At 60.2% G+C, this 22,731-nt stretch carries 20 protein-coding genes and 1 tRNA gene; 5 read left to right on the top strand and 16 right to left on the bottom strand.

Translation table 11 applies throughout. From position 1 onward, the window contains the following. Positions 1-10 precede the first annotated feature (10 nt). From SMD27_RS23725 to SMD27_RS23710, 4 genes are all read left to right on the top strand, one after another. Entirely contained in the window at positions 11-1,603 is a 1,593-nt protein-coding gene (locus SMD27_RS23725; RefSeq protein WP_320510935.1) for a 5-guanidino-2-oxopentanoate decarboxylase, read from the top strand. Between the two features lie 192 nt (positions 1,604-1,795). Continuing rightward, positions 1,796-2,065: a hypothetical protein gene (locus SMD27_RS23720; RefSeq protein ID WP_320510934.1), complete on the top strand. Its 270-nt coding sequence runs from the start codon at positions 1,796-1,798 to the stop codon at positions 2,063-2,065. 153 nt (positions 2,066-2,218) lie between these two features. Next, a complete protein-coding gene (locus SMD27_RS23715; protein ID WP_320510933.1) occupies positions 2,219-2,761 on the top strand; it encodes a tetratricopeptide repeat protein in 543 nt (180 codons plus the stop codon). A 94-nt stretch (positions 2,762-2,855) separates the two neighbouring features. After that, positions 2,856-3,209 (top strand): cupin domain-containing protein, encoded by a 354-nt coding sequence (locus SMD27_RS23710; RefSeq protein ID WP_320510932.1) that lies wholly within the window; start codon positions 2,856-2,858, stop codon positions 3,207-3,209. Positions 3,210-3,252: 43 nt separating this feature from the next. On the opposite strand, the gene SMD27_RS23705 is transcribed toward SMD27_RS23710, so the two are convergent. The 4 genes from SMD27_RS23705 to SMD27_RS23690 form a co-directional block, all read right to left on the bottom strand. Further along, positions 3,253-4,551 carry an ArgE/DapE family deacylase gene (locus tag SMD27_RS23705; RefSeq protein WP_320510931.1) on the bottom strand — a complete coding sequence of 433 codons (1,299 nt, stop codon included), beginning with the start codon at positions 4,549-4,551 and terminating at the stop codon, positions 3,253-3,255. Between the two features lie 47 nt (positions 4,552-4,598). Beyond that, positions 4,599-5,276: an SDR family oxidoreductase gene (locus SMD27_RS23700; protein WP_320510930.1), complete on the bottom strand. Its 678-nt coding sequence runs from the start codon at positions 5,274-5,276 to the stop codon at positions 4,599-4,601. 16 nt (positions 5,277-5,292) lie between these two features. Beyond that, complete coding sequence (locus SMD27_RS23695) at positions 5,293-7,584, bottom strand: NADP-dependent malic enzyme (protein ID WP_320510929.1); 2,292 nt, start codon at positions 7,582-7,584, stop codon at positions 5,293-5,295. Between the two features lie 170 nt (positions 7,585-7,754). Continuing rightward, positions 7,755-7,839: transfer RNA gene (locus tag SMD27_RS23690), tRNA-Leu, on the bottom strand. Between the two features lie 126 nt (positions 7,840-7,965). Between SMD27_RS23690 and lipB the strand changes: the two genes are divergently transcribed. Beyond that, positions 7,966-8,628 (top strand): lipoyl(octanoyl) transferase LipB, encoded by a 663-nt coding sequence (gene lipB / locus SMD27_RS23685; protein ID WP_320510928.1) that lies wholly within the window; start codon positions 7,966-7,968, stop codon positions 8,626-8,628. Between the two features lie 123 nt (positions 8,629-8,751). Here the strand turns inward: lipB and SMD27_RS23680 are convergent, their stop codons facing one another. The 12 genes from SMD27_RS23680 to SMD27_RS23625 form a co-directional block, all read right to left on the bottom strand. After that, positions 8,752-9,063: an acylphosphatase gene (locus SMD27_RS23680; protein ID WP_320510927.1), complete on the bottom strand. Its 312-nt coding sequence runs from the start codon at positions 9,061-9,063 to the stop codon at positions 8,752-8,754. Next, positions 9,063-11,048 carry an acetyl-CoA carboxylase biotin carboxylase subunit gene (accC, locus tag SMD27_RS23675; RefSeq protein ID WP_320510926.1) on the bottom strand — a complete coding sequence of 662 codons (1,986 nt, stop codon included), beginning with the start codon at positions 11,046-11,048 and terminating at the stop codon, positions 9,063-9,065. Before accC ends, SMD27_RS23680 begins: the two co-directional genes overlap by 1 nt. Before the next feature lie 50 nt (positions 11,049-11,098). Continuing rightward, on the bottom strand, positions 11,099-12,631 hold the full coding sequence (locus tag SMD27_RS23670) for an acyl-CoA carboxylase subunit beta (protein ID WP_320510925.1): 1,533 nt from the start codon (positions 12,629-12,631) through the stop codon (positions 11,099-11,101). Positions 12,632-12,776: 145 nt separating this feature from the next. After that, positions 12,777-13,502: an ATP12 family chaperone protein gene (locus SMD27_RS23665; RefSeq protein WP_320510924.1), complete on the bottom strand. Its 726-nt coding sequence runs from the start codon at positions 13,500-13,502 to the stop codon at positions 12,777-12,779. 11 nt (positions 13,503-13,513) lie between these two features. Further along, positions 13,514-15,565, bottom strand: coding sequence for an AsmA family protein (locus SMD27_RS23660; RefSeq protein ID WP_320510923.1), 2,052 nt, complete (start codon positions 15,563-15,565; stop codon positions 13,514-13,516). 112 nt (positions 15,566-15,677) lie between these two features. Next, on the bottom strand, positions 15,678-16,379 hold the full coding sequence (locus SMD27_RS23655; protein WP_320510922.1) for an HAD-IA family hydrolase: 702 nt from the start codon (positions 16,377-16,379) through the stop codon (positions 15,678-15,680). Further along, positions 16,372-17,382, bottom strand: coding sequence for an RluA family pseudouridine synthase (locus SMD27_RS23650; protein ID WP_320510921.1), 1,011 nt, complete (start codon positions 17,380-17,382; stop codon positions 16,372-16,374). Before SMD27_RS23650 ends, SMD27_RS23655 begins: the two co-directional genes overlap by 8 nt. A 9-nt stretch (positions 17,383-17,391) precedes the next feature. After that, complete coding sequence (locus SMD27_RS23645) at positions 17,392-18,048, bottom strand: cysteine hydrolase family protein (protein ID WP_320510920.1); 657 nt, start codon at positions 18,046-18,048, stop codon at positions 17,392-17,394. A 146-nt stretch (positions 18,049-18,194) separates the two neighbouring features. Beyond that, positions 18,195-19,493 carry a replication-associated recombination protein A gene (locus SMD27_RS23640; protein ID WP_320510919.1) on the bottom strand — a complete coding sequence of 433 codons (1,299 nt, stop codon included), beginning with the start codon at positions 19,491-19,493 and terminating at the stop codon, positions 18,195-18,197. 10 nt (positions 19,494-19,503) lie between these two features. Beyond that, positions 19,504-20,913, bottom strand: coding sequence for a DegQ family serine endoprotease (locus tag SMD27_RS23635; RefSeq protein ID WP_320510918.1), 1,410 nt, complete (start codon positions 20,911-20,913; stop codon positions 19,504-19,506). A gap of 113 nt (positions 20,914-21,026) precedes the next feature. Further along, positions 21,027-21,458, bottom strand: coding sequence for a 50S ribosomal protein L17 (gene rplQ / locus SMD27_RS23630; protein WP_320510917.1), 432 nt, complete (start codon positions 21,456-21,458; stop codon positions 21,027-21,029). 156 nt (positions 21,459-21,614) lie between these two features. Next, positions 21,615-22,628: a DNA-directed RNA polymerase subunit alpha gene (locus tag SMD27_RS23625; RefSeq protein ID WP_320510916.1), complete on the bottom strand. Its 1,014-nt coding sequence runs from the start codon at positions 22,626-22,628 to the stop codon at positions 21,615-21,617. Positions 22,629-22,731 lie beyond the last annotated feature (103 nt).

Here is a 22,731-nt window from a genome sequence, read left to right as displayed (position 1 = left end):
GGGAGAAAAAATGGGCGCTAATCAAATTGGTGGCCACGCCGCCATCAGCATTCTTGAAACCTACGGCGTCGATACCGTTTTCGGCATTCCCGGCGTTCATACTCTGGACCTCTATCGCGGCATTGCCGACCGCAAGATGCGCCATATCGGCGTGCGCCATGAACAGGGTGCCGGATTCATGGCCGATGGCTATGCCCGCGCCTCAGGCAAGCCGGGCGTCTGCTGCCTCATCACCGGCCCGGGCCTCCTCAATGCGGCAACCCCGATCGGCCAGGCTTATTCGGATTCAGTGCCCGTTCTCGTCCTGTGCAGCGTCAATGCCAGCAAGGATCTCGGCAAGGGACGCGGCCGGCTCCATGAGATTTCCGATCAGCGGGCCGCCATCGCGCCCGTCACGGCTTTCGCCCGCACCATCTATCAGGCCGGCGATCTGCCGCAGGCTGTGGCCGACGCCTATAAGGTTTTCGAAACCGGTCGCCCCCGCCCGGTCGTGCTGGAGATGCCGCTCGACATGCTGTCGGCACCGGCCGATCTTGGCCGCCCGCAGCGTCTGAAAGCTGAACCACCCAAGGCCAAGGCGGAAGACCTGACCGCCGCGGCCAAGCTGATCGACGCTGCCAGGACACCCCTGGTCATCGCCGGAGGCGGCACCGTCGATTGCGCGACTGCCCTCCGCGCCTTCGTGGAGAAGAGCGGCGCCCTCTGCGTGACGACGACGGCCGGCAAGGGCGTCTTCCCCGATTCGCATCCCGCTTCTCTGGGCGCTACCCTGTCGCTGCCGGCGACCCAGGACTACCTGGCCAAGGCCGATCTCGTGATTGCTATCGGCACCGAAATGTCGGAGACCGATTCCTGGAATGATTTCGTGACCTTCAACGGCAAGCTGATCCGCATCGATCTCGATGCCTATACGCTGACGCGGGATTACGAGCCGACGGTAGGCCTGCTGGCCGAAGCGGGAGCCACCCTGCAAGCGCTGACGCCGATGATCGCCGGCAAGGCCCCTGCGGACCTGGACAAGGCCGCGGCGATCCGGACCAAGAACCGCTCAAACCTCACGCCCTTGCAGCAGAAGCATGCAAAGGTGCTGGATGCCATTCGCGCCGCCCTGCCGGCCAATGGCGTCATCAGCACCGATATGACCCAGATCGCCTATACGGCAAATACCTATTTCCCCTGCGAGGAACCGCGCACCTGGCTGCATCCCGTCGGCTTCGGCACCCTGGGCTATGCCATGCCGGCGGCGATCGGCGCCAAGATCGCCTGCCCCGACCGTGACGTCGTCGCCGTCGCCGGCGATGCCGGCTTCCTTTTCACGGTGCAGGACCTCGGCACGGCGGTCGAGCAGAATCTGGCGCTGCCGATCATCGTCTGGAATAACGACCTCCTGGCGCAGATCCAAATGGACATGGTGCGGCTGGATATCGGTGAAATTGGGGTCCGGCCGCGCAACCCCAATTATCTAGCGCTTGCCGAAGCCTTCGGTTGCCGCGCGGTACGCCCGGACAGCCTGGCCGGGCTGACCCGGGCGATCGAGGAGGCGTTCCGAGCTGACGGCCCAACCTTGATTGAGGTGCAGGAAAACGCAGCCTACCTCTCTTAATTCAGGCAGATCAGGCGAGGCGGCAGTTCTTGCCGGCTGGCGTCTCGCCTGAACCATTAACCCAAACCTCGTTGTTTAGTATATTGATTCTAAATATTTTTTCGGCGAGCCGCATATCCGATGCATCTCTAGCTAAGTTGGCATGCCAATTGCTGTAACTCGGCTGGTACTTTAACCAGAGGAGACCGGACCATGGAGTTAGCTTTGGCTGAGCAGATTGATCTGCCGAAGGATCTGACCGACGAGGAACAGCGTTCCTTGTGCTTCAAGATGTTCAACAAATTCTGGCACCAGGCCAGTTCGCAAGGCATCGCCTTCGATACCGTTGGCACCATGTCGATTTCGGCGACATTGTTCGCCCTGATCGCCAAGCATGGCCCCGATACCACGGCGGAGTTTCTGGACGATCTGGCCAAGAGCGTCCGCAGCGGCGAATTTCAACTGTCGCCAAAGCCGCATTGAGCCGCTGACGGTCCGCCCTCAACGACGACGAGCCGGAGGGCCGGCGTGACCCGCGTCACGTCCACTGCCGGCTCGCGTCGGGCGGCATCGACAGGCCGCAGCCGACGCGCTACTAGAACCGGACTGGTTCAGTCGATCATCTGGTGGCCGTGGATGCCGTTTCGTTTCGCTTTCGTCCGACAGTACGTTTTTATCCGGACCGGCCTTGCGCTGGCCGGCTTCTTGTTTTTTGCCGGGGTATTGGTATTGCCTCAGGCTGTCCGCGCCGCGGATATGGCGGATGTGCGCAAGGCAATCGCCGAACAACGCCTATTCGACGCTTTCGAAGACCTGCTGCCTTTGGCCAAAGCAGGCAATGCCGAGGCGCAATACGAGTTGGCCGGCTTTTATCATTATGGCCGCGTTGGCGCTGCCGATTTCACCAAGGCCCGCATGTGGTACGAGCGATCGGCCAATCAAGGTAATGTCGATGCCATGATCGGCTTGGCCGTGATGAATGGCTTCGGCCAAGGCGGCAAGATCGACAGGCGCGAGGCCGTCAAATGGCTGATCATCGCCAGCAATCAACAACTCCCCGCGGATGAAGCCACTAAGGTTGCTGAAAAGCGCGACGAGCTCGCCGCCGAGCTGAGCGCTGATGAAATGAACACCATCCTGGCCGAAGCCCGCAGTTTCGTTCCCCGGCAGGAACACTGAAGCCAACATCCGATGCGATATTGACCGGCGCAGTTCCCTCCTCCTAAGAATGTTGGATCAATCCTCTTTCAGCATGGCGATATCGAGAGAAACTATGATCAAAATCATCCAGAACGCGGCCGGCAAATCCAGCGATCAACTCGAAGACTGGGGTGCTGTCGGAAAGCCGATTGGCGATGTCGTTTCGAAGCTTCGTGGCGTCACGGCGACCGATACCAAAGGTGGCGAGCCTGATGTCGGCATCTGGGAATGCACGCCCGGCAAGTGGCATCGGCAGATCACCAAGGCTGAATTCGCCCATTTCCTCTCGGGCCGTTGCACCTTCACCGCCGAAAGCGGCCAACACATCGAAATCAAAGCTGGTGATTCGCTTTATTTCCCGGCCAACAGCATGGGCGTTTGGGAAATCCAGGAGACCGTCCGCAAGGTCTATATCATCATCGACTAATTCGATGATGGTCCGGATGTCCCCATCCGGGCCAGAAAGCCAATTAGTTCCGCTTCTCGACACCGCACCATTGCGCCATGAACAGCGCAATGGTGCAGGTTACATCACGCATCGAGCGCATCGATACGCGCTCGTCGAAGCCATGGATATCGATCGCCTTCGGTCCATAAACCAGAGCCGGGATGCCGGCATAAAGACCGAAGAAGCGCGCATCTGTCGTTGCTGTCAAAGACACATCCGCAGGATCCTCGCCGGTGACCGAACGGTGGCTCCGGCGCAAGGTCGCCTGCGCCGCCTCTCCCCCCGTCACGATATAAGGCTCGGCCTGAAAGCCATGATAGATCACCTGCGGCGGATTATTGGCCAGGAACGGGTGATTTCCAGCCGCCTGCCGCACGGTATCTTCGATATCGCGCCGCACCTGTTCCAGCTTCATGCCGGGATAGAAGGAGATCCGCATATCGAAGGTGCACCAGGCCGGCACGCTGGAGGTCCAGTCACCGCCTTCGATCTTGCTGACGACGAAATTGATCGGATGTGGATGATCGGCCCAGTTCTGATGACGGGCCGCGTTCCACTTCGCTTCGAGTTCATGCAAGGCGGCGATGATCGGGAAACTCGCCTCGATGGCATTGGAACCGGTCCCCGCCCAGCCGACATGCGCCGGGCGGCCTTGCAGCTTCACCTGGAACCACATGACGCCGAGCTGGCCGGCGACCAGGCACATATCGGAGGGTTCCGGGATGATCGCCGCATCGGCGCGATAGCCGCGCGCCAAACAGGCCAATGCGCCGTTGCCGGTGCATTCCTCTTCCGTCACGGATTGGAAATAGCAATTGGCGGCAGGTTGCAGTCCCAGACGGCTTAAGGCGTCGAAGGCCGACAATGCACAGACCAGACCAGCTTTCATATCACCGCCGCCGCGGCCATAGAGCCAGTCACCATCCCGCCAGGGATGGAAGGGCGGCTTGGTCCAGAGATCGAGAGGGCCGGTCGGAACCACATCCATATGGCCGTTCAGGATCAACGACCGCCCCGTGGCTTCGCGTGGGCGATGGGTCGCAACCACGTTGAACGCATTGTCATAGGAAACCGCAACCGGCGAAAAGCCCGGCAGATGCTGAATATCGCCAAGATCGATTTTCCAGTGATCGACCGACAGACCGCGCGACCGGTAAGTCTGGGCCATGAAATCCTGCGCAGTGGCTTCCTGTCCGCGCAGTGAGGGAAAGCTGATGACCTTCTCGGTCAACTGGCACTGCTCTTCAAAGCCCGCATCAACGGCAGCGATGATCTGCTTGATCAACGCCGGATCGAGTTCTGCCGGAACAGTCTGCGTCATTGTTGTTTCCCCTGACTGAATTGGCATCGGCTAAAGGACGGTCCAGCTCACCAAGGAATGCTGGAACCGTCGTGATTGAAGAACTGGCCGCTATCGACCGGCTTCAGCCCGGCGATGACGCGACGAATGCCGGCAACGCTCTCTTGCGGCCGCAATGGCGCCTGCGTTCCACCCATATCCGTCTGCACCCAGCCGGGATGAATCATGGCCAGGATCAGCCGGCCGCGCAAATCCGCAGCCGCATTGACCATCGCCATATTCAACGCCGCCTTGGAACTGCGATAGGCGTAATAGCTGCCGCTGGGACTTTCGCCCATGGAGCCCATGCGGGTACTGATGGAGATCGCCTTCTTCTGGGTACCGGCGGCCAGGTTGTCGACGAGCGCTTCCACCAGATGCAGCGGTGCGATGCAATTGACATGGAAGACGCGCAGCCAAGTTTCGGTATCCGTCGAACCGAAGCTATCGTTCTTAGCGGTGATGCCGGCATTGTTCAGTAGAACATCGATCGGCTTTCCGGCCAATTCTCCGGCGAGCCGCGTGATGTCGGCATCGCTGGTGACGTCCAGCGCATGAATATCGACTATGCCTTGTACCTGTTTGAGCTCGCTCGCCGTATCAGGATTGCGGCAGCAGGCAATCACCTGCCAGCCATCGGCAGCATACTGGCGAACAAGCTCCAGCCCGATGCCACGATTGGTTCCGGTAATCAGAATAGTGGGCATTGATATACTCGCCTGTTCAGCCGCGCGGCTGCGGCTTGTTGCGGTCCGCCGCCTCGGCGACGGCGATAGCGCTGACATTGACGATGCCGCGAACGGTGATCGAGGCATCGAGAATATGCACCGTCTTTGCAGCACCCAACAGCACTGGCCCGATCGAGGTTCCCTCACCCAGCAAGCGTAACAGATTGAGGGTGATATTTGCCGCATCGAGGTTCGGCATGATCAGCAAATTCGCTCGACCCTTGAGGCGGGAGTTCGGGAACATCCGGTCGCGCAGCATCTCGCTGACGGCAGAATCGCCCCGCATTTCACCTTCTACCTCAAGTTCAGGGTCCTGCTGCAGGACGAGCCCCAGAGCTCGACGCATCTTGCGCGCGGTATCGGAGTTTGAGGTGCCGAAATTGGAATGCGACAGAAGCGCAGCCTTGGGCGCCATACCGAAACGACGCACCATTTCTGCCGACAGCAAGGTCGTCTCGGCGATATCTTCGGCGGTCGGATCCGGCGTCACCTCGGTATCGGCGATGAAGAAGCCGCCGCTCTGCATCACCAGCGCGGTCATCGTCGCGTAATTCCGCACCCCGGAGGCGCGGCCGATGATGTCGTTGACATGCTCCAGATGACGGTGGAACCGTCCCACCGCACCGCAGATCAGCGCATCCGCCTCGCCGCGCTTGACCATCAGCGAACCGATCACCGTATTGCGCGTCCGGACGATGGTGCGGGCATCGTCCGGCGTCACACCTTTCCGCTCGGTCAGGCAATGATAGAGAGTCCAATAGTCGTGATAGCGCGGATCGTTTTCCGGATCGCATAATTCGACATCCACGCCGAGCCGCAGCCGCAGGCCAAGCTTCTCGATCCGCTTCTCAACCACCGCGCGGCGCCCGATCAGGATCGGCTTCGCCAGGCGCTCGTCGAGCAATGTCTGCACCGCGCGCAGCACGCGTTCATCTTCGCCTTCGGCATAGACGACGCGGCAGGGCTCGCGACGCGCACGCTCGAAAATCGGCTTCATCAAGAGGCCCGAGCGGAAGACGAATTGTGACAGCTTCTCGCGATATTCTTCCCAATCGATGATCGGCCGTGTGGCGACACCGCTTTCCATCGCCGCCTTGGCAACAGCCGGCGCGATTTCGACGATGAGGCGCGGATCGAAGGGTTTCGGAATGAGATAGTCGGGACCGAATTGCAGTTCCTGATCGGCATAAGCACTGGCGACGATATCGGAGCTTTCCGCCCGCGCCAGATTGGCGATCGCCTTGACGCAGGCAACCTTCATCGCTTCGTTGATCGCCGTAGCGCCGACATCGAGCGCACCACGGAAAATGAAGGGGAAGCAGAGGACGTTATTGACCTGATTGGGATAGTCCGAGCGCCCGGTGGCGATCACCGCATCCGGCCGCACCGCCTTGACTTCATCGGGCAGAATTTCCGGCGTGGGATTGGCGAGAGCAAAGACCAACGGCCTCGGTCCCATGCTGGCAACCATTTCCGGCGTGAGGACGCGCGGCGCAGAAAGCCCCAGGAAGATATCGGCACCCTTGATGACGTCGCCCAGGGTGCGTGCATTGGTCTTCTTGGCATAACGCGCCTTGCGTGGATCCATCAATTCCTTGCGGCCTTCATAGACCACGCCGGCAATATCGGTGACGATGATGTTCTCGAGCGGCAACCCCATTGCGACCAGCAGATCGAGGCAAGCGAGCGCGGCCGCACCGGCGCCCGAGGCGACCAGCTTCACATCGCGGATTTCCTTGCCGACGACAGCAAGGCCGTTCACCAGGGCGGCGGCAACGATGATCGCGGTTCCATGCTGATCGTCATGCATCACCGGGATTTTCATCCGCTCCTTCAGCTTCTTCTCGATTTCGAAGCATTCAGGCGCCTTGATGTCTTCCAGATTGATGCCGCCGAAACTGGGTTCCAAAGCGGCGACGATGTCCACGAATTTATCGGGATCGGTCTCGTTCACCTCGATATCGAAGACGTCGATATCGGCGAATTTTTTGAACAGGACCGCCTTGCCTTCCATCACCGGCTTGGCCGCCAAGGGCCCGATCGCGCCGAGCCCCAGAACCGCCGTGCCGTTGGTCACGACGGCCACCAGATTGCTCCTGCTGGTCATATCGGCGGCAGCGCCTGGATCGGCGACGATCGCCTCACAGGCAGCGGCCACGCCGGGGGAATAGGCCAGTGCCAGGTCCCGTTGGTTGGCGAGGGGTTTCGTCGCCATAATCGCCAGTTTGCCCGGTTTCGGCTGCCGGTGATATTCCAGCGCCGCGGCCCTTAGGCTGTCATCCGCCATTCTTTCCCCCTAACGTCGAGAAATCGTCCAAATTCGGCACGGATTATAGCCAGCCCAAGCGCCAGCGCTAGGGGTGCGACAGGAAATCTGTCTATTTTTTCAGAAAGTTACCGCTATCTAAGAGGCTTGCCGAAAGTCGCCGGGCGACTGGCCTTATGTGACTGATCTGATGGTGCGGTCGAGAAGACTCGAACTTCCACGGGTTGCCCCACAGCGACCTCAACGCTGCGCGTCTACCAATTCCGCCACGACCGCATCCTGGCATCAGATCGATCCCCAGCCGCCAAGAAGCACTTGCCAGGGCTCGGCCGGGGGAATAGCAAATCGCCACAGCATGATCAAGGACGAAAGCGGTCCGACGTGACAGGAAGCGAATTAAAGGTGCCCGGAAGCCCGGCCAAGCCACGAAAGGTCGATTGGCGGATTTCCGACGAATTGGTGCCCTATCCCACGGCCATCGCCGAAATGGAGGCCAGGGTGGCGGCGATCGGCGCCAGCGAGGCCAACGAACAGGTCTGGCTGCTGGAACACCCACCCCTTTACACTGCCGGAACGAGCGCTCGCCGCAGCGATCTGCTCGTTGCCGACCGCTTTCCGGTTTATCCCACTGGGCGCGGCGGCCAATACACGTATCATGGACCCGGCCAGCGCGTGGCTTATGTCATGCTGGATCTCCGGCAACGCGGCCAGGATCTGCGACGCTATGTCCACGACCTCGAGGACTGGGTGATTCGCAGCCTCAATCGTTTCAACATCCGGGGCGAGCGGCGCGACGGGCGGGTCGGCATCTGGGTGGTGGACGGCAAGCGCGAGGATAAGATCGCTGCCATCGGGGTCCGCGTCCGGCGCTGGGTCACGTATCACGGCATCGCCATCAATGTGGAACCGGACCTCAGCCATTTCTCGGGCATCGTTCCCTGCGGCATCCGGGAAACCGCGCGCGATCCGCTCGGCGTCACTTCCTTTGCCAAGCTCGGCCAGATCGTTTCGCTACCGGAAGTCGATATGGTCCTGAAGGAAACCTTTTATGAAGTGTTTGGCTAGACCAACCCGACCGGATGAAGGTCTGGCACGGATGGCTACGGATAGAGCGCATCGCATGGGTCGCACAGCAATGGATCCCTTGCGCCCGTCCGCTTAAATTGGGGCTCTTGCGGTAAGCCCGTTTCAAGCATCCGGCAATTGGCGGAAACCGTCGCCAACGATACCTTGCGCCGCCTCCCGGACGACGCTTTCGACACGGGCATGCTCTGGGCCGCGATGGCAAGCGGCGATCATGTCATCGACTTTATCGGCGGGGCCGACGAACAATGCCTCGACAGTGCCATCTTGCCGGTTGCGCACCCATCCATTGAGTTCGCGCGCCTCTGCCTGTTCTACCGTCCAGGCCCGATACCAGACCCCCTGAACGCGGCCAGCGATGCGCACGCGTTCGGCTTTGTGGCCCGCAGGCAACGGTGAGGTCGGTTGGTCGCTCATCAGGCAAACTCCATGATGATCTGATCGACGGCCAGGCTGTCACCCGGTTTGGCGTGAAGGTTCGCCACCTTGCCATCGCGCTCCGCCCGCAACAGGTTTTCCATCTTCATGGCCTCGACGACGGCTAGCTCCTGCCCCGCCTTCACATCCTGCCCCGGCTGCACCGCCAGCGAAACCAGCAAGCCCGGCATCGGCGACAGCAGATATTTGGACATATCCGGCGGCGTCTTTTCCAGCATGTGTTCGGCGAGCTCGGCCGCGCGCGGCAGCAGGACCAGAACCTTCAGTGCCGCACCTGCATAAGACATGCGATAGCCGATGCCATCGCGTTCGACTTGCACGGTTATCGCGCGGCCATCGATGCGGCCATGGAACAGGTTTTCGTCGAGCCGCCAGGTGCTGACGATTTCGCAGCTGCGTTTGCCATCAATCACCGCATGACCCGAGGCGGTCTCAACGATGCTGACCTGACGCTTTTCCTTGCCGATTTTGATCGTCCAATGACCATTGGCGACCGAGCCACGGGTGCGGAAATGCGGCTTCCCGCTTACCGCGCGGCGGGCAAATCCCTGATGGATGATCGCCGCCACGGCGACGAGATCCGCCATCTCGTCCTCGTTCAAAGCAACGCCGTGGAAGCCATCGGGAAATTCCTCGGCGATGAAGCCGGTCGTGAGACGGCCGGCCTGGAACCGGGGATGCGCCATCAACGCTGACAGGAAACCGACATTATGGCCGAGGCCGCGGATATAGAAGGAATCCAGCGCCTCCCGCATGGCGCTGATCGCCGCGCCGCGATCCTCGCCATAGGTCACCAGCTTGGCGATCATGGGATCGTAGAACATGCTGATCTCGGCGCCCTCATAGACGCCGCTATCGACACGCACCACCGGTCCCGTCGAGGGTTCGCGGTAGCGCACCAGACGGCCGGTCGAAGGCAGGAAATTGCGCAGCGGATCCTCGGCATAGACGCGAGATTCGATGGCCCAGCCCTTCAGCTTCACATCCGATTGCTTCAACGAGAGCTTTTCGCCGGCAGCAACCCGGATCATCTGCTCGACCAGATCCAGCCCCGTCACCATTTCTGTGACCGGATGTTCGACCTGCAGACGCGTGTTCATTTCCAGGAAGTAGAAATTGCGCTTGCCGTCGACAATGAATTCCACCGTACCGGCCGATTTGTATTTGACCGCCTTGGCCAAAGCGACCGCCTGCTCGCCCATCGCTGCGCGTGTCTTTTCGTCGAGAAACGGGCTCGGCGCCTCTTCGATCACCTTCTGGTGCCGGCGCTGAATCGAGCATTCGCGCTCACCAAGATAGATGCAGTTGCCGTGACCATCGGCAAGAATCTGGATTTCGATATGCCGCGGTTCCTGGACGAACTTTTCCACGAAAACGCGGTCGTCGGCGAAGCTGGATTTCGCTTCGCTGGTCGCCGAGCGGAAACCGTCGCGCGCTTCCTGATCGTTATGGGCGATGCGCATGCCCTTGCCGCCGCCGCCGGCAGAGGCCTTGATCATCACCGGATAGCCGATTTCCTTGGAGATCTTTGCCGCCTCCTCGGCATCCTTGATGACGCCGAGATAGCCCGGCACCGTGCTGACGCCCGCTTCCTTTGCCAGCTTCTTGGATTCGATCTTGTCGCCCATTGCGTAGATCGCGTGGGGATCGGGACCGATGAAAACGATGCCGGCGCGCTTCAAGGCATCGGCGAATTTCATATTCTCCGACAAAAAGCCATAGCCGGGATGCACCGCCTCCGCACCGGTCTTGACACAGGCTTCGACGATACGATCGATCTGCAGATAGCTCTGTGCCGCTGGTGCCGGGCCAATATGCACGACCTCATCGGCTTCGCGCACATGCAAGGCATCGGCATCGGCATCGGAATAAACCGCGACCGTCTTGATCCTCATGGCGCGCGCCGTGCGAATGACCCGGCAGGCAATCTCCCCTCGATTGGCAATCAGAATCTTTTTGAACATGTTCCGCGCTTCCTTCGGCAATCCCTTTACGTCCTGTCCCGTACCCGCCGTTACAGCGGGATGTTGTCGTGCTTCTTCCAGGGATTGCTCAATTGCTTGTCCCGCAGCATGGCCAGCGACCGGCAAAGCCGCTTGCGGGTCGAATGCGGCATGATCACATCGTCGATAAAGCCGCGAGCGCCGGCGACAAACGGATTGGCGAATTTCTCGCGATATTCTTCCGTGCGTGCGGCGATCTTGTCCTTATCGCCGATATCGGACCGGAAAATGATTTCCACCGCACCCTTTGGCCCCATCACCGCGATTTCGGCAGAGGGCCAAGCGAAATTGACATCGCCGCGCAAATGCTTGGAACTCATAACGTCGTAGGCGCCGCCATAAGCCTTGCGGGTGATCACGGTGATCTTGGGTACCGTCGCTTCGCCATAGGCAAAGAGCAACTTGGCGCCGTGCTTGATAATGCCGCCATATTCCTGCGCCGTGCCCGGCAGGAAGCCCGGCACATCGACGAAGGTGATAATGGGAATATTGAAGCAGTCGCAGAAGCGGACAAAGCGTGCTGCCTTGCGGCTGCTATCGATATCCAGGCAGCCAGCCAAAACCATTGGCTGATTGGCGACGATGCCGACCGTCTCGCCGCCCAAGCGCGCAAATCCGGTCAGGATGTTCTTGGCGAATTCCGGCTGAATCTCGAAGAAATCGCCCTCATCGGCCACCTTGCGGATCAGCTCGTGCATGTCATAGGGCTTGTTCGGATTGGCAGGGATCAACGTATCGAGCGAGGGCTCATCCCGATCGATCGGATCCGGCGTTTCACGCAGCGGCGCCTTTTCGCGATTGGAGGCAGGCAGGAAATCGATGAAGCGGCGCAATTGCAGCAGCGCTTCCACATCGTTTTCGAAAGCGAGATCGGCCACGCCCGATTTCTGGCTATGGGTCAGCGCGCCGCCTAACTGCTCGAAAGTGACCGTTTCATGGGTCACCGTCTTCACCACATCCGGACCGGTGACAAACATGTAAGAAGAATCCTTCACCATGAAGATGAAGTCGGTCATGGCCGGCGAATAGACCGCGCCACCGGCGCAAGGGCCCATCACCAACGAAATCTGCGGCACGACACCGGAGGCCATGATATTGCGCTGGAACACCTCGGCATAGCCGGCGAGGGAGGCAACACCTTCCTGAATGCGGGCACCACCGGAATCGTTGAGCCCGATCACCGGCGCCCCGACTCGCATGGCTTGGTCCATCACCTTGCAGATCTTCTCGGCATGGGCTTCGGAGAGCGAACCGCCGAAAACGGTGAAGTCCTGGCTGAAGACGAAGATTAGGCGCCCATTGACCGTGCCATAGCCGGTCACGACACCGTCGCCCGGCACTTTGTTCGCGGCCATGCCGAAATCGGCGCAGCGATGCTCGACGAACATATCCCATTCTTCGAAGGAATCCGGGTCAAGCAGCAATTCGATGCGTTCCCGTGCCGTCAAGCGGCCCTTGGCATGCTGGGCATCGACGCGCTTCTGACCGCCGCCCGCCCGGGCCGCATCCCGCATGTCTTCCAGACGCTTCAGAATGTCCTGCATGTCGTCTCTACTCCCCGCTTCATCGGATCCCCATCGGTCAGCCGCCGATCTGTCATATTGCAGTCGCGAGATGCTGCAATAGCACGAAGGCTCATGCCAGAGAAGACACAGAAAAATGTAGCCAAATCAGGAAGCTAAGCTGATCTCATTCGTGGCGTGCGGAGTTGTCCAATAACGTCACGAATCGTGCGGCATCGGCAATCTCTCGCGCCTGCCCCTGGCGCCTCGCCCCGGCCTCGGCATCCTCGCCCCATCTTTCGGCCTGATAGAGCTCGTCGAGCTGTGCCGCGCTAACAGCGGTTTCCGGCGTCAACCGGCCTTCCAGCAGTGCCAACGCAATGACCAGGGACCCCGCAGTCGTAGTGACATTGGCCAGGGCTGTCAGCCGCCAGGGATCGAGCTGATCGACGATCCGGGCAAAAATAGCCAGGCTCTGCGCTGATTGTTCGACCGCCATGATGCCGGTCGTGGTACGCAGGCTGACATCGAAACGGTGGCTCGCCCAGTCGGTCAAGGCCTGCCAATGTTCTTCCTGGCGGCGAACCAGTTCCTCTGGCGCTTCAGCGCGATAGCAGATCAGGTCGCTGGCGGCATAGGCGGTGATATCCGTGACGATCTGTGCCCGGTTAGGGATCACCCGATCTACCGACGTGCTGACCAGTTGCATCATCGGCATGGAACGCGGCTGAATGCGCTCCGCTTGCCCATCCCATTCCGCCTGGATGGCCTGGGCCAAGGCTTCGCTAGGGAGAACGAGGGGCGCTTTCGCGGGCGAGCGCAGCAGCTTGCCGTCCAAAGCGATCTGCCATCCATCATCACCGCGTTGGACCGTGACGTCGCGATAAAAGCGACGTGGTGCTTCCGATATCAAAATGAACTTCCCTAATTGCCGAACAGGCTGTTGAGACCATTGCCGAGTTCCTTGCCGACATCCTTGGTTACGCTGCCGGCACCTTTGCTGATACCCTGAATGGCCTGTTTTGCGCCGCTTCCAACCGTATCGGCCCCTTGCTTGATCTTGTCGCCAACGGAGCTTCGCTTGCCTCCCCCAGCTGCCAGCGCGGCGCAAGGATTGTCCCCCAGCGATTTTTCTTTCCCCAGGCCGGTCAAGGCGGAGAGCGCGCCCAAGGAGACGTAATCGGCTGTACCGGCAACGAAATCAGAGGCATTGCCGATCGCGCCGACGGGATCCGGCGTCACCACGGGATGGCGCAAATCGCCGGAAACGATTACCGGCACAGCCAGGGCTGCAAGGCTGACTTCCTTCGATTTCGAATCCAGCCGCATATGTAGGCTTTCGCGCCCCAGATCGATATTGCCGACGCCGACGACAGCGGCACCCGGCGTGTCGAGGACGACCCCACGCGTATGCGCGACGCCACCATCGATCTCGAACCCGCCTGCAACGCAACTGACTCGCGCCGCATCGGCGGTACCGCCATGCATCAGGAGCTTCGTCGCATCGGCGAGCAAAAGTCGGACAAAACTGCTGCGCAATGTGCCGCTGCCGGCGGAAAAGCTCGCCGTGCCCGAAAGACTGGACATCAGGCCGTGCTCGGAAGTTGCCGGGCCGTTAAGCGCAAGATCCAGATCGAGATCGCCAGCCGATAGCACATCCGACAGACCTGTCGCGGCCAGCAAAGGCGCCGAATTGATCCGCTGGCCAGTTACCGTCATCTCGAGTGACGGTATTTCGGTATCGACATGAACGACGCCAACCGCATGGATCGTCCCGTTTCCCATCGCCGCCTGCAGCGATTGCAGGGTCAGCACGCCGTTCCTGAGCGAGAGGTCCACCTCCCCGTCCTTCAAGACCGGCTGACCTCGCAGCAACTCCCGCACCGTCAGGGCCACATCGGCATCGACATTGCGCATCCAGTCGAGCCCCCATGCAGTCCTGTCGAAGATAGGTCCTGTATTTGCTGATGGGTTTTTCTGCGCTGCCGGCGCGAAACCGAAATCGGCGAGATCGATGCGATCTGCCGTGACCTGCAATCGCACAAAGGGCGACGGCTGCTTGGCCGCGACGACCACGATGCCGTTCATCTTACTGCCGCCGACAGCCAATTGCAGGTGATCGAAATGGTATCCGTCCTCGGGATCGGTCACATGGGTTGTCAGTTTGAATGGCTGTGTCTGCGGCAGAGAGAGGCCGAGCAGCGGATTGACCTTTGACCCATCATTGCCGGCGAGTTGCAGATCGACATCCCAGCCCGTGAGGTTCATCGCGTTTTGAACCGTGCCGACGATCTGGATCCCGGTCTCGGCGACCGTCCCGCGGATATTGACCGGTGATGGTCCAGCGGCAAGTTGACTGAGCGTCCCCAAGGTTCCCCTGAGATTGACGGCGGACTTGTCGACCGTGCCATCCAGGCTCCAACTGACCGGGCCGCGATCGGCCGCGGTTCTGGCGCTGAATTTCGACACCACCATGCTGACGTCCTGACGACGGACGGGATCGCGATAACGGAGCTTGAAATTTTCGATCGAGAGCTTGCCGATATCGGGCAGGGGCGTCGGCGTATCGCCATTACTCGCAGCGCCGTCAAAGGCCCAATTGCCAATACCCTCCTTATTTCGCTCCAGGATGATCTGGCCGCCGGATAAGGTGACATCGCGGAGCCGGATCTGCTCGAACAACAGCGGCAGCAATTCGATCCCCGCATCGATCTGGTCCAGGGCGACCATCTGCGGTTGATCGCTCCAGGACGCGTTCCGCAGAATGATCTGTTTCGCGGTCAGATGCGGCCGCAGACCGATCGAGATACTAACATCGCCGGCGATGACCAGGTCGCGCCCCAGCGCCACCTTGACCTGCTGGGCGACAAAATCCTTATAGGCGTTGAAATCCACCGATTTCAACGCCGTCACGGCAATCGCTAGGAGGCCGACCAAGACCAGGGCCAAGCCAGTCAGGAATGTCTTCAAACCCATGGGCGAGATCACTTCAAAAAACGTCCGGCGATTCTAGCGGCCGAAGCAGCGCCCTACAATCATTGCCGCGTTTTTTTAGACAAATGACCGAACCGGCCCTTCGTTCCAGCCGTTATGCCGCCGAAAGCCGCGATAACCAGCCGGTCAATTGCGACGGATGGTCGATCACAGCATGCGCGCCCGCTTGCCGTAATTCCTCTGCCTGATGATATCCCCAAGCGACACCGACCGCTGTCGCACCGGCTGCCCGCGCCATTTCCATATCGAAGCTGGTATCGCCGATCATCACCGATTGGTGCGGCTGCATCCCGGTCTCGTCGATGGCCTTCAGCATCATCTCAGGATCCGGTTTGCCCCGGCATCGGTCAGCGGTTTGGAGCGTGTGAAAGCGGTCGGCCAATTGCTGCTTCTGCAATGTGTAGTCGAGTGCGGCGCGGCCTTTACCCGTGGCAATTCCCAAAAACAGCTCCGGATGGTCCAACCCGTGAATGAGATCGCGGATGCCCGGATAAAGCGGTTCTTCTAGCCGATGCTCGGCCTGCAATTGCGCTTTCAAGGCCAGGAAGGCCTCGCCTAAGCGCCGATGAACGACCGCATCCGCATCGGGCGCCATGCGGGCGATCGCCGCCTCGACGGACAAGCCAACCTGACGCCGGATGAGGTCAGCCGAGGGTGGCTGCATGTCGATGCTTCGCCAGACCCGCTCCACCGCAGCGATGATATTGTGCTGGCTATCCACCAGCGTCCCGTCGCAATCGAAGACGATCAGGCGAAAGCGGCCAAGTTGCCTGAGCAGATCGGATGGATCAGACATCGAGATCGACGAAGGGATCTTCGTCAAAGCTGTCGGCAAATCCGAAGAAATCGCGGGTGCTCTCCATATGCGACGGCAGCGGCGCCGTTACATCGATGATGCCCCGCTTGGGATGTGGCAGGATCAAACGCCGCGCATGCAGGTGCAATTGCCGCGAGACCGCTTCGCGCGCGATATAGGCACCGGCACCGGCATATTTTCCATCGCCCAAGATCGGTGTGCCGAGCGCCAGGCAATGCGCGCGCAATTGGTGGGTCCTGCCCGTCATCGGCATCAGCGCCAGCCAGGCTGCTTTGGTTCCGACTCGGTCCAGCACGGTGAAAAAGGTAACGGCGCGCTTTCCTTCATCATCGATCTGTACGCGCTCGCGGCCTTGGCCGCCTTGCTTCAGCAACGAAGCATCGATCTTGCCGCGCGACAATTTAGGGGTACCGACTGTCACTGCCCAATAGATTTTCTTCGCATCTTTATGACGGAAAGCCTCGGCAAGGCGCTGTGCTGCCTGTATCGATCTGGCGAGCACCAGAACGCCACTGGTATCGCGATCCAGCCGATGCACCAGGCGCGGCTTTTCCTTGGCATCGAATTGCAAGGCCGTCAGCATGTCGTCGAGATTGCGGCTGAGCCCGCTGCCACCCTGGACAGCAAGGCCGGCCGGCTTATTGATCACGATGACATCGTCGTCCTGATAAAGCACAGCCTCACGCAGCATCCGCGCATCGCGTTCCGACACGGTTGCCTGACGGCGCTTGTCTTTTGCCGGTGCCGCAGCATTGTCCGTCGTCTCTGCCGCTGCCTCACCCAGGGGTGGCACACGCACCACTTGTCCTGGAATCAGCCGGTCGCTCGCTTTGACGCGCTTGCCATCGACCCGAATTTGGCCGGTTCTCAGCAGCTTTTCCAATCGGCCATGGCCGATTGCCGGGAAACGCCGCTTGAACCAGCGATCCAGGCGCTGCTCGCCGTCTTCGGCGGCAACTTCGATCTGGGTTACTCCCGTCATGGTCTGGGATCAGGCCGCCGCGCGGCTGCGGCTTAACCAGTCGAGCAACTGGTCCGTGCCCATCAAGTACACGCCGATGGCCGCCAATTCATCAAGGCCGGCATCCGTGGCGCAGGAGATCGCATCCGTCGCGAGGAGGATGCGGAAATCTCGGTTGCTGGCGGCGTAAACGGTGGAACGCGGCGAGGTGGGGAAATCGATGCCGCAAATGACGATGGTGGTGATGCCGAGAGACTTCAAATGATCTTCAATCGGTGTCTGGAAAAAGGCGGAGAGACGCGATTTGTAGCAGATCCACTCGTTGCTGCCGATCTCCTGCAACTTGCCGCTCAGCAGCAGATCCGGTTGCAGGCGCGGCGCAGCTTCGGGCTTTACCTCATCGATCAATTCGGCGCCAAGGGTGCCCGGCATGACGATACGGGCGCCGGCCTCGATCGAGGCACGATGGCACAGATCAACATTCGATCCGTCGCAGCGATAGAGGCGTGTGGCATGGACGATCGGCGCATTCACGGCGCGAAAGGCGCGCACCAGGCGCTGTATCTGGGGAACAGCGACGGCCGCGCCGCTGCTCGAAGCCGGCCCGGTTGGCAGAACAAAGTCCCGTTGCACATCGATGGTCAGAAGGGCCGCTCTATTGCGCTCCGGTGACAAATAATCCTGCATCCCGCTCTACCTATCCCCAGTTTCTCATCGCACTCGTCCGCTCCCCAACGGACATGAAGCAAAAACCCTAACCCCAGCTTTTCGTGGCGACAAGATCAAAGCAGTTGTCCGGCCGCTTCCAGCGCCGCAACACAGCCATGCCGAAATCAGTCATCACTGTTCTGCTTGCGCGACCGCAGTCGATCCCAATATTCCTGGCGTTTCAGCAATTCCCGCTCGAAGCCGCGTTCGACCGGCCGATAGAAACGCTGGCGCGGCAGGTCGTCCGGGAAATAATTCTGGCCTGAAAATCCCTCCGGATCGTCGTGATCGTATTGATAGCCGTCGCTATAGCCGAGTTGCTTCATCAACTTTGTCGGCGCGTTCAAGATATGCTTCGGCGGCATCACCGACCCCGTCTCCTTCGCCGATCGCATCGCCGATTTAAAGGCGGTGTAAGCGGCATTGGATTTTGGCGCGGTTCCCAGATAAATCACCGCCTGAGCAATCGCCAATTCTCCTTCCGGCGAGCCTAGGCGATCATAGGCATCCCAGGCCGCTAGGGCTTGGGTCAGGGCCGCCGGATCCGCCAAACCGATATCCTCGACCGCAAAACGCACCAGGCGGCGTGCAATATATTTGGGATCTTCACCGCCCGCCAGCATGCGGCCGAACCAGTAGAGTGCGGCATCGGTATCCGAACCGCGCAAGGATTTGTGCAACGCGCTAATAAGGTTGTAATGCCCTTCTTGCGCCTTGTCATAAAGCGGCGCGCGACGATTGACGGCCTTGGTGAGCTGGTTGACGTCGAGCTCCGTATCCGGCGGAAAACGGAACAGCTCTTCTGCCATATTGAGCAGATAACGCCCGTCGCCGTCCGCCATGGCAATCAGTGCATCGCGGGCTTCCCGGATCAGCGGCAGCTTATTCTCCATCGCCTCTTCTGCTCGCATAAGAAGCTGCGACAGGTCCTCGTGGTCCAGTCGATTGAGAACAAATACCTGACAGCGCGAGAGCAGAGCCGCGTTCAATTCGAAGGACGGATTTTCGGTCGTGGCGCCCACCAGAATGACCGTACCATCCTCGACATAAGGCAGGAAACCGTCCTGCTGGCTGCGGTTGAAGCGATGGATCTCATCGATGAACAGCAGGGTTCCTTCACCGATCGCGCGGCGTTGACGGGCCGCATCGAAAATTTTGCGCAGATCGGCAACACCGCTGAAGATCGCTGAAAGCATCTCGAAATGCAGGCCGCTGCTTTCCGCGATCAAGCGTGCGAGGGTCGTCTTGCCGCAGCCCGGCGGCCCCCACAGGATCATCGAGGACAGACGGCCCGATTGGATCATCCGGCCGATCGGACCATCCGGGCCGATCAGATGGTCCTGCCCCACAATCTCCTCGAGCCGGCTGGGCCGCAGACGGTCGGCCAGAGGACGCGGCGCTTGTTGTTCGAAGAGACCGCTCACATACCCTCCGTCAATCGATCCGTAAGGTCTTCACTTGGCCACCACGATTAATGGTAATCAGCCATTCGTCCGCCTCTTTCGCCACCGCCTCCACCAGCTGTTCCACCGTATCGATACTGTGATTGTTCAGCTTCATGATGACATCGCCCGGCTGCAGATTGAATTGGTCGGCGAAGCTGCCGCGCCGCACCTTGGTCACGACGACACCGCTCCAGGGCGCGATCGACAGTTCCTCCGACAGTGCGGGGGACAGATTGGCCACCACGGCGCCCGATAGCGGGTTGCGCCCCTTGATGATCTGTTCATCCGGGGCCGGTGTCTTCGGTGCTGCGATCAGGTCGATCTTGACCTCGCGGCTCTCGCCCCGGCTCATGATCTCAAGTGTCGCCGGCGTGCCCAATTGCAGCGTCGCCAGCCGGAAACGCAGCGCCTCGGGATCGTTAACCGGCTTGCCATTGACCGCCGTGATCACGTCGCCCGGCTTGATGCCCGCCCGCACGGCAGGACCATCGGGATAGACCTGCTTGATCACCACACCGCCCGGCTTCGGCAGTCCCAGGCTCTTCGCAATTTCCGCGGTCAGCTCTTCCCCTGAAGCGCCGATCCATGGCCGCACGAATTTGCCGCCATTGGCCTCCGCACTGATCATCGCCTTCACCATGTTGCTGGGAATGGCGAAGCCGATGCCGACCGATCCACCGGTCTTCGAGAAAATCGCGGTATTGATGCCGACGACGCGCCCATCCATCGTCACCAGCGCCCCACCGGAATTCCCGGGATTGATCGCCGCGTCGGTCTGAATGAAAAAGCCGAAATCATTGATGCCGGTCCGTGTCCTTGCGAGACCGGAAACAATACCGCTGGTCACAGTCTGACCGACACCGAAGGGATTGCCAATCGCCAGCACCAGATCGCCCACTTCCAGATCATCGGAATCGCGCAGCTCCAGCGGCGGGAGTTTCTCGCCCTTGGTATCCACCCGCAGCAGCGCAAGATCGAGCTGTTCTTCCGCAGCAATCACCTTCGCCTCGAATTCCCGGCCGTCATTAAGCACGACGGTGATCTGGTCGGCGCCCTTGATGACGTGGTTATTGGTGACGACCAAGCCATCGGCTCGCAGGATCACACCGGAACCAAGCGAATTCTGCACGCGCTCGCGCGGCCTGCCGAACTGGGACTCATCGCCGAAGAATTGCCGGAAAAAAGGGTCGTTGAAAAACGGCGAGACGAGCTGTTCCTGCACCACCTTGCGGGTATAGATATTGACGACCGATGGCGCCACGCGTTTGACCACTGGAGCAAAACTCAGTTCGATCTGCGCGGTTGATGATGGAACGACCGTATCGGCCCTGCCCGGGCCGGTCAGCGCAAAACTGCCAATCATCGAAAACATCAGCAGGAACAGTGCGCGGCGGAACATTTTTCGGCTCAACTCCAGAATTGTTGTTTTGGCTAATGATATGGTGGTCGGATCGAAGAATGCAAAAGGGCAGCCTCGCGGCTGCCCTTCAATCATCTCGATCCGGAAAGACCTTAAGCCTGGGCGGCTTCGCCTTCCTCCGCATCAGCAACCTGCTTCGGGCCAGAATCCTGACCCTTGGCGGCCGGGTCGCGGTCGACGAACTCGATCACTGCCATCGGCGCCATATCACCATAGCGGAAACCGGCCTTCAGGACGCGGGTATAGCCGCCATTGCGGTTCTTGTAACGCTCGGCAAGAACGGTCAGCAGCTTTTCAGCCATCTTCTCGTCCTTCAGCGAGGCCAGGATCTGCCGGCGGGCATGCAGGCCGCCCCGCTTGCCTAGCGTCACCAGCTTTTCAACGATCGGGCGCAGGTCCTTCGCCTTGGGAAGGGTCGTCTTGATCTGCTCATGCTTTACCAGGGCATGGGCCAGATTGTTGAACATCGCCTTACGGTGGCTGCTGGTCCGATTCAGCTTGCGGCCGCTAACTCCGTGACGCATTTGACATCTCCTCTCTCGCTTGGCCTCGCCTGCCCTCGGCAAGGGCGAAACCGATTACACTTCCCACCGCCGCGGTCGCCGATCACTGACAGTTAATGATCGGCGCCATGTACGGCAGGACGGGCCACCATGGCCCAATCCTACGGCTCAGACGGCTCAATACGGTTCGTCGAGCCGCTTCGCCATCTCTTCGATATTTTCCGGCGGCCAGTTGGGAATTTCCATACCGAGATGGAGGCCCATCTGCGCCAGCACTTCCTTGATTTCGTTCAGCGACTTGCGGCCGAAATTCGGCGTGCGGAGCATTTCCGCTTCGGTCTTCTGAACGAGATCGCCGATATAGACGATGTTGTCGTTCTTCAAACAATTGGCCGAGCGGACCGAAAGCTCCAGCTCGTCGACCTTGCGCAGCAGGTTCTTGTTGAACGGCGGCTCCACGGCCTTGGATTCTTCGGTCGCAGCCGAGGGCTCTTCGAAATTGATGAATAGCTGCAACTGGTCCTGCAGAATGCGGGCAGCGATCGCCACGGAATCTTCAGGGGAGATCGCGCCGTTGGTCTCGATCTGCATCGACAGCTTGTCATAGTCAGTCACCTGACCGACGCGGCTGTTATCGACCTTGTAGGAGACCTTGCGCACCGGGCTGAAGATCGCATCCACCGGAATCAGGCCGATCGGCGCATCTTCCGGACGGTTCTGCGAGGCCGGAACATAGCCCTTGCCGCTTTCGACGGTGAACTCCATCGACAGATTGGCGCCCTGGTCGAGGGTGCAGATCACCAGATCCGGGTTGAGGATCTCGATGTCATGGCCGGTTTCGATCTGGCCAGCCTTCACTTCGCCCGGGCCCTGGGCCTTGAGACGCATCCGCTTCGGACCATCGCCGCCCATACGCAGCGCGATCGTCTTGATGTTCAGGATGATGTCGGTGACATCTTCCCGCACGCCCGGGATCGACGAGAATTCATGCAGCACACCGTCGATATGAACGGCGGTCACCGCAGCACCCTGCAGCGACGATAGCAGCACACGACGCAACGCATTGCCCAGGGTCAGCGCAAAACCGCGTTCCAGCGGTTCGGCGACGATCGTAGCAAAGCGCTTGCCATCGCCGCTCGTGTCGATCTTCTTGTTCGACTTGATCAGCTCGGTCCAGTTCTTCTGAATCACAGCGACTTTCCTCATGCAAAACGGCGAGCAGCCATCCAATCGCTCTCGCCTCGAAAACCGTGCGGCCAACCTTCTAATCTAATCGCGGGATTAATTCCGCTGA

The organism is Dongia soli (assembly GCF_034044715.1).
GTDB classification, from domain to species: Bacteria; Pseudomonadota; Alphaproteobacteria; order Dongiales; family Dongiaceae; genus Dongia_B; species Dongia_B soli.
Note: the sequence above shows the minus strand (reverse complement) of the source record. Positions and strands in the feature narration are given on the sequence as shown.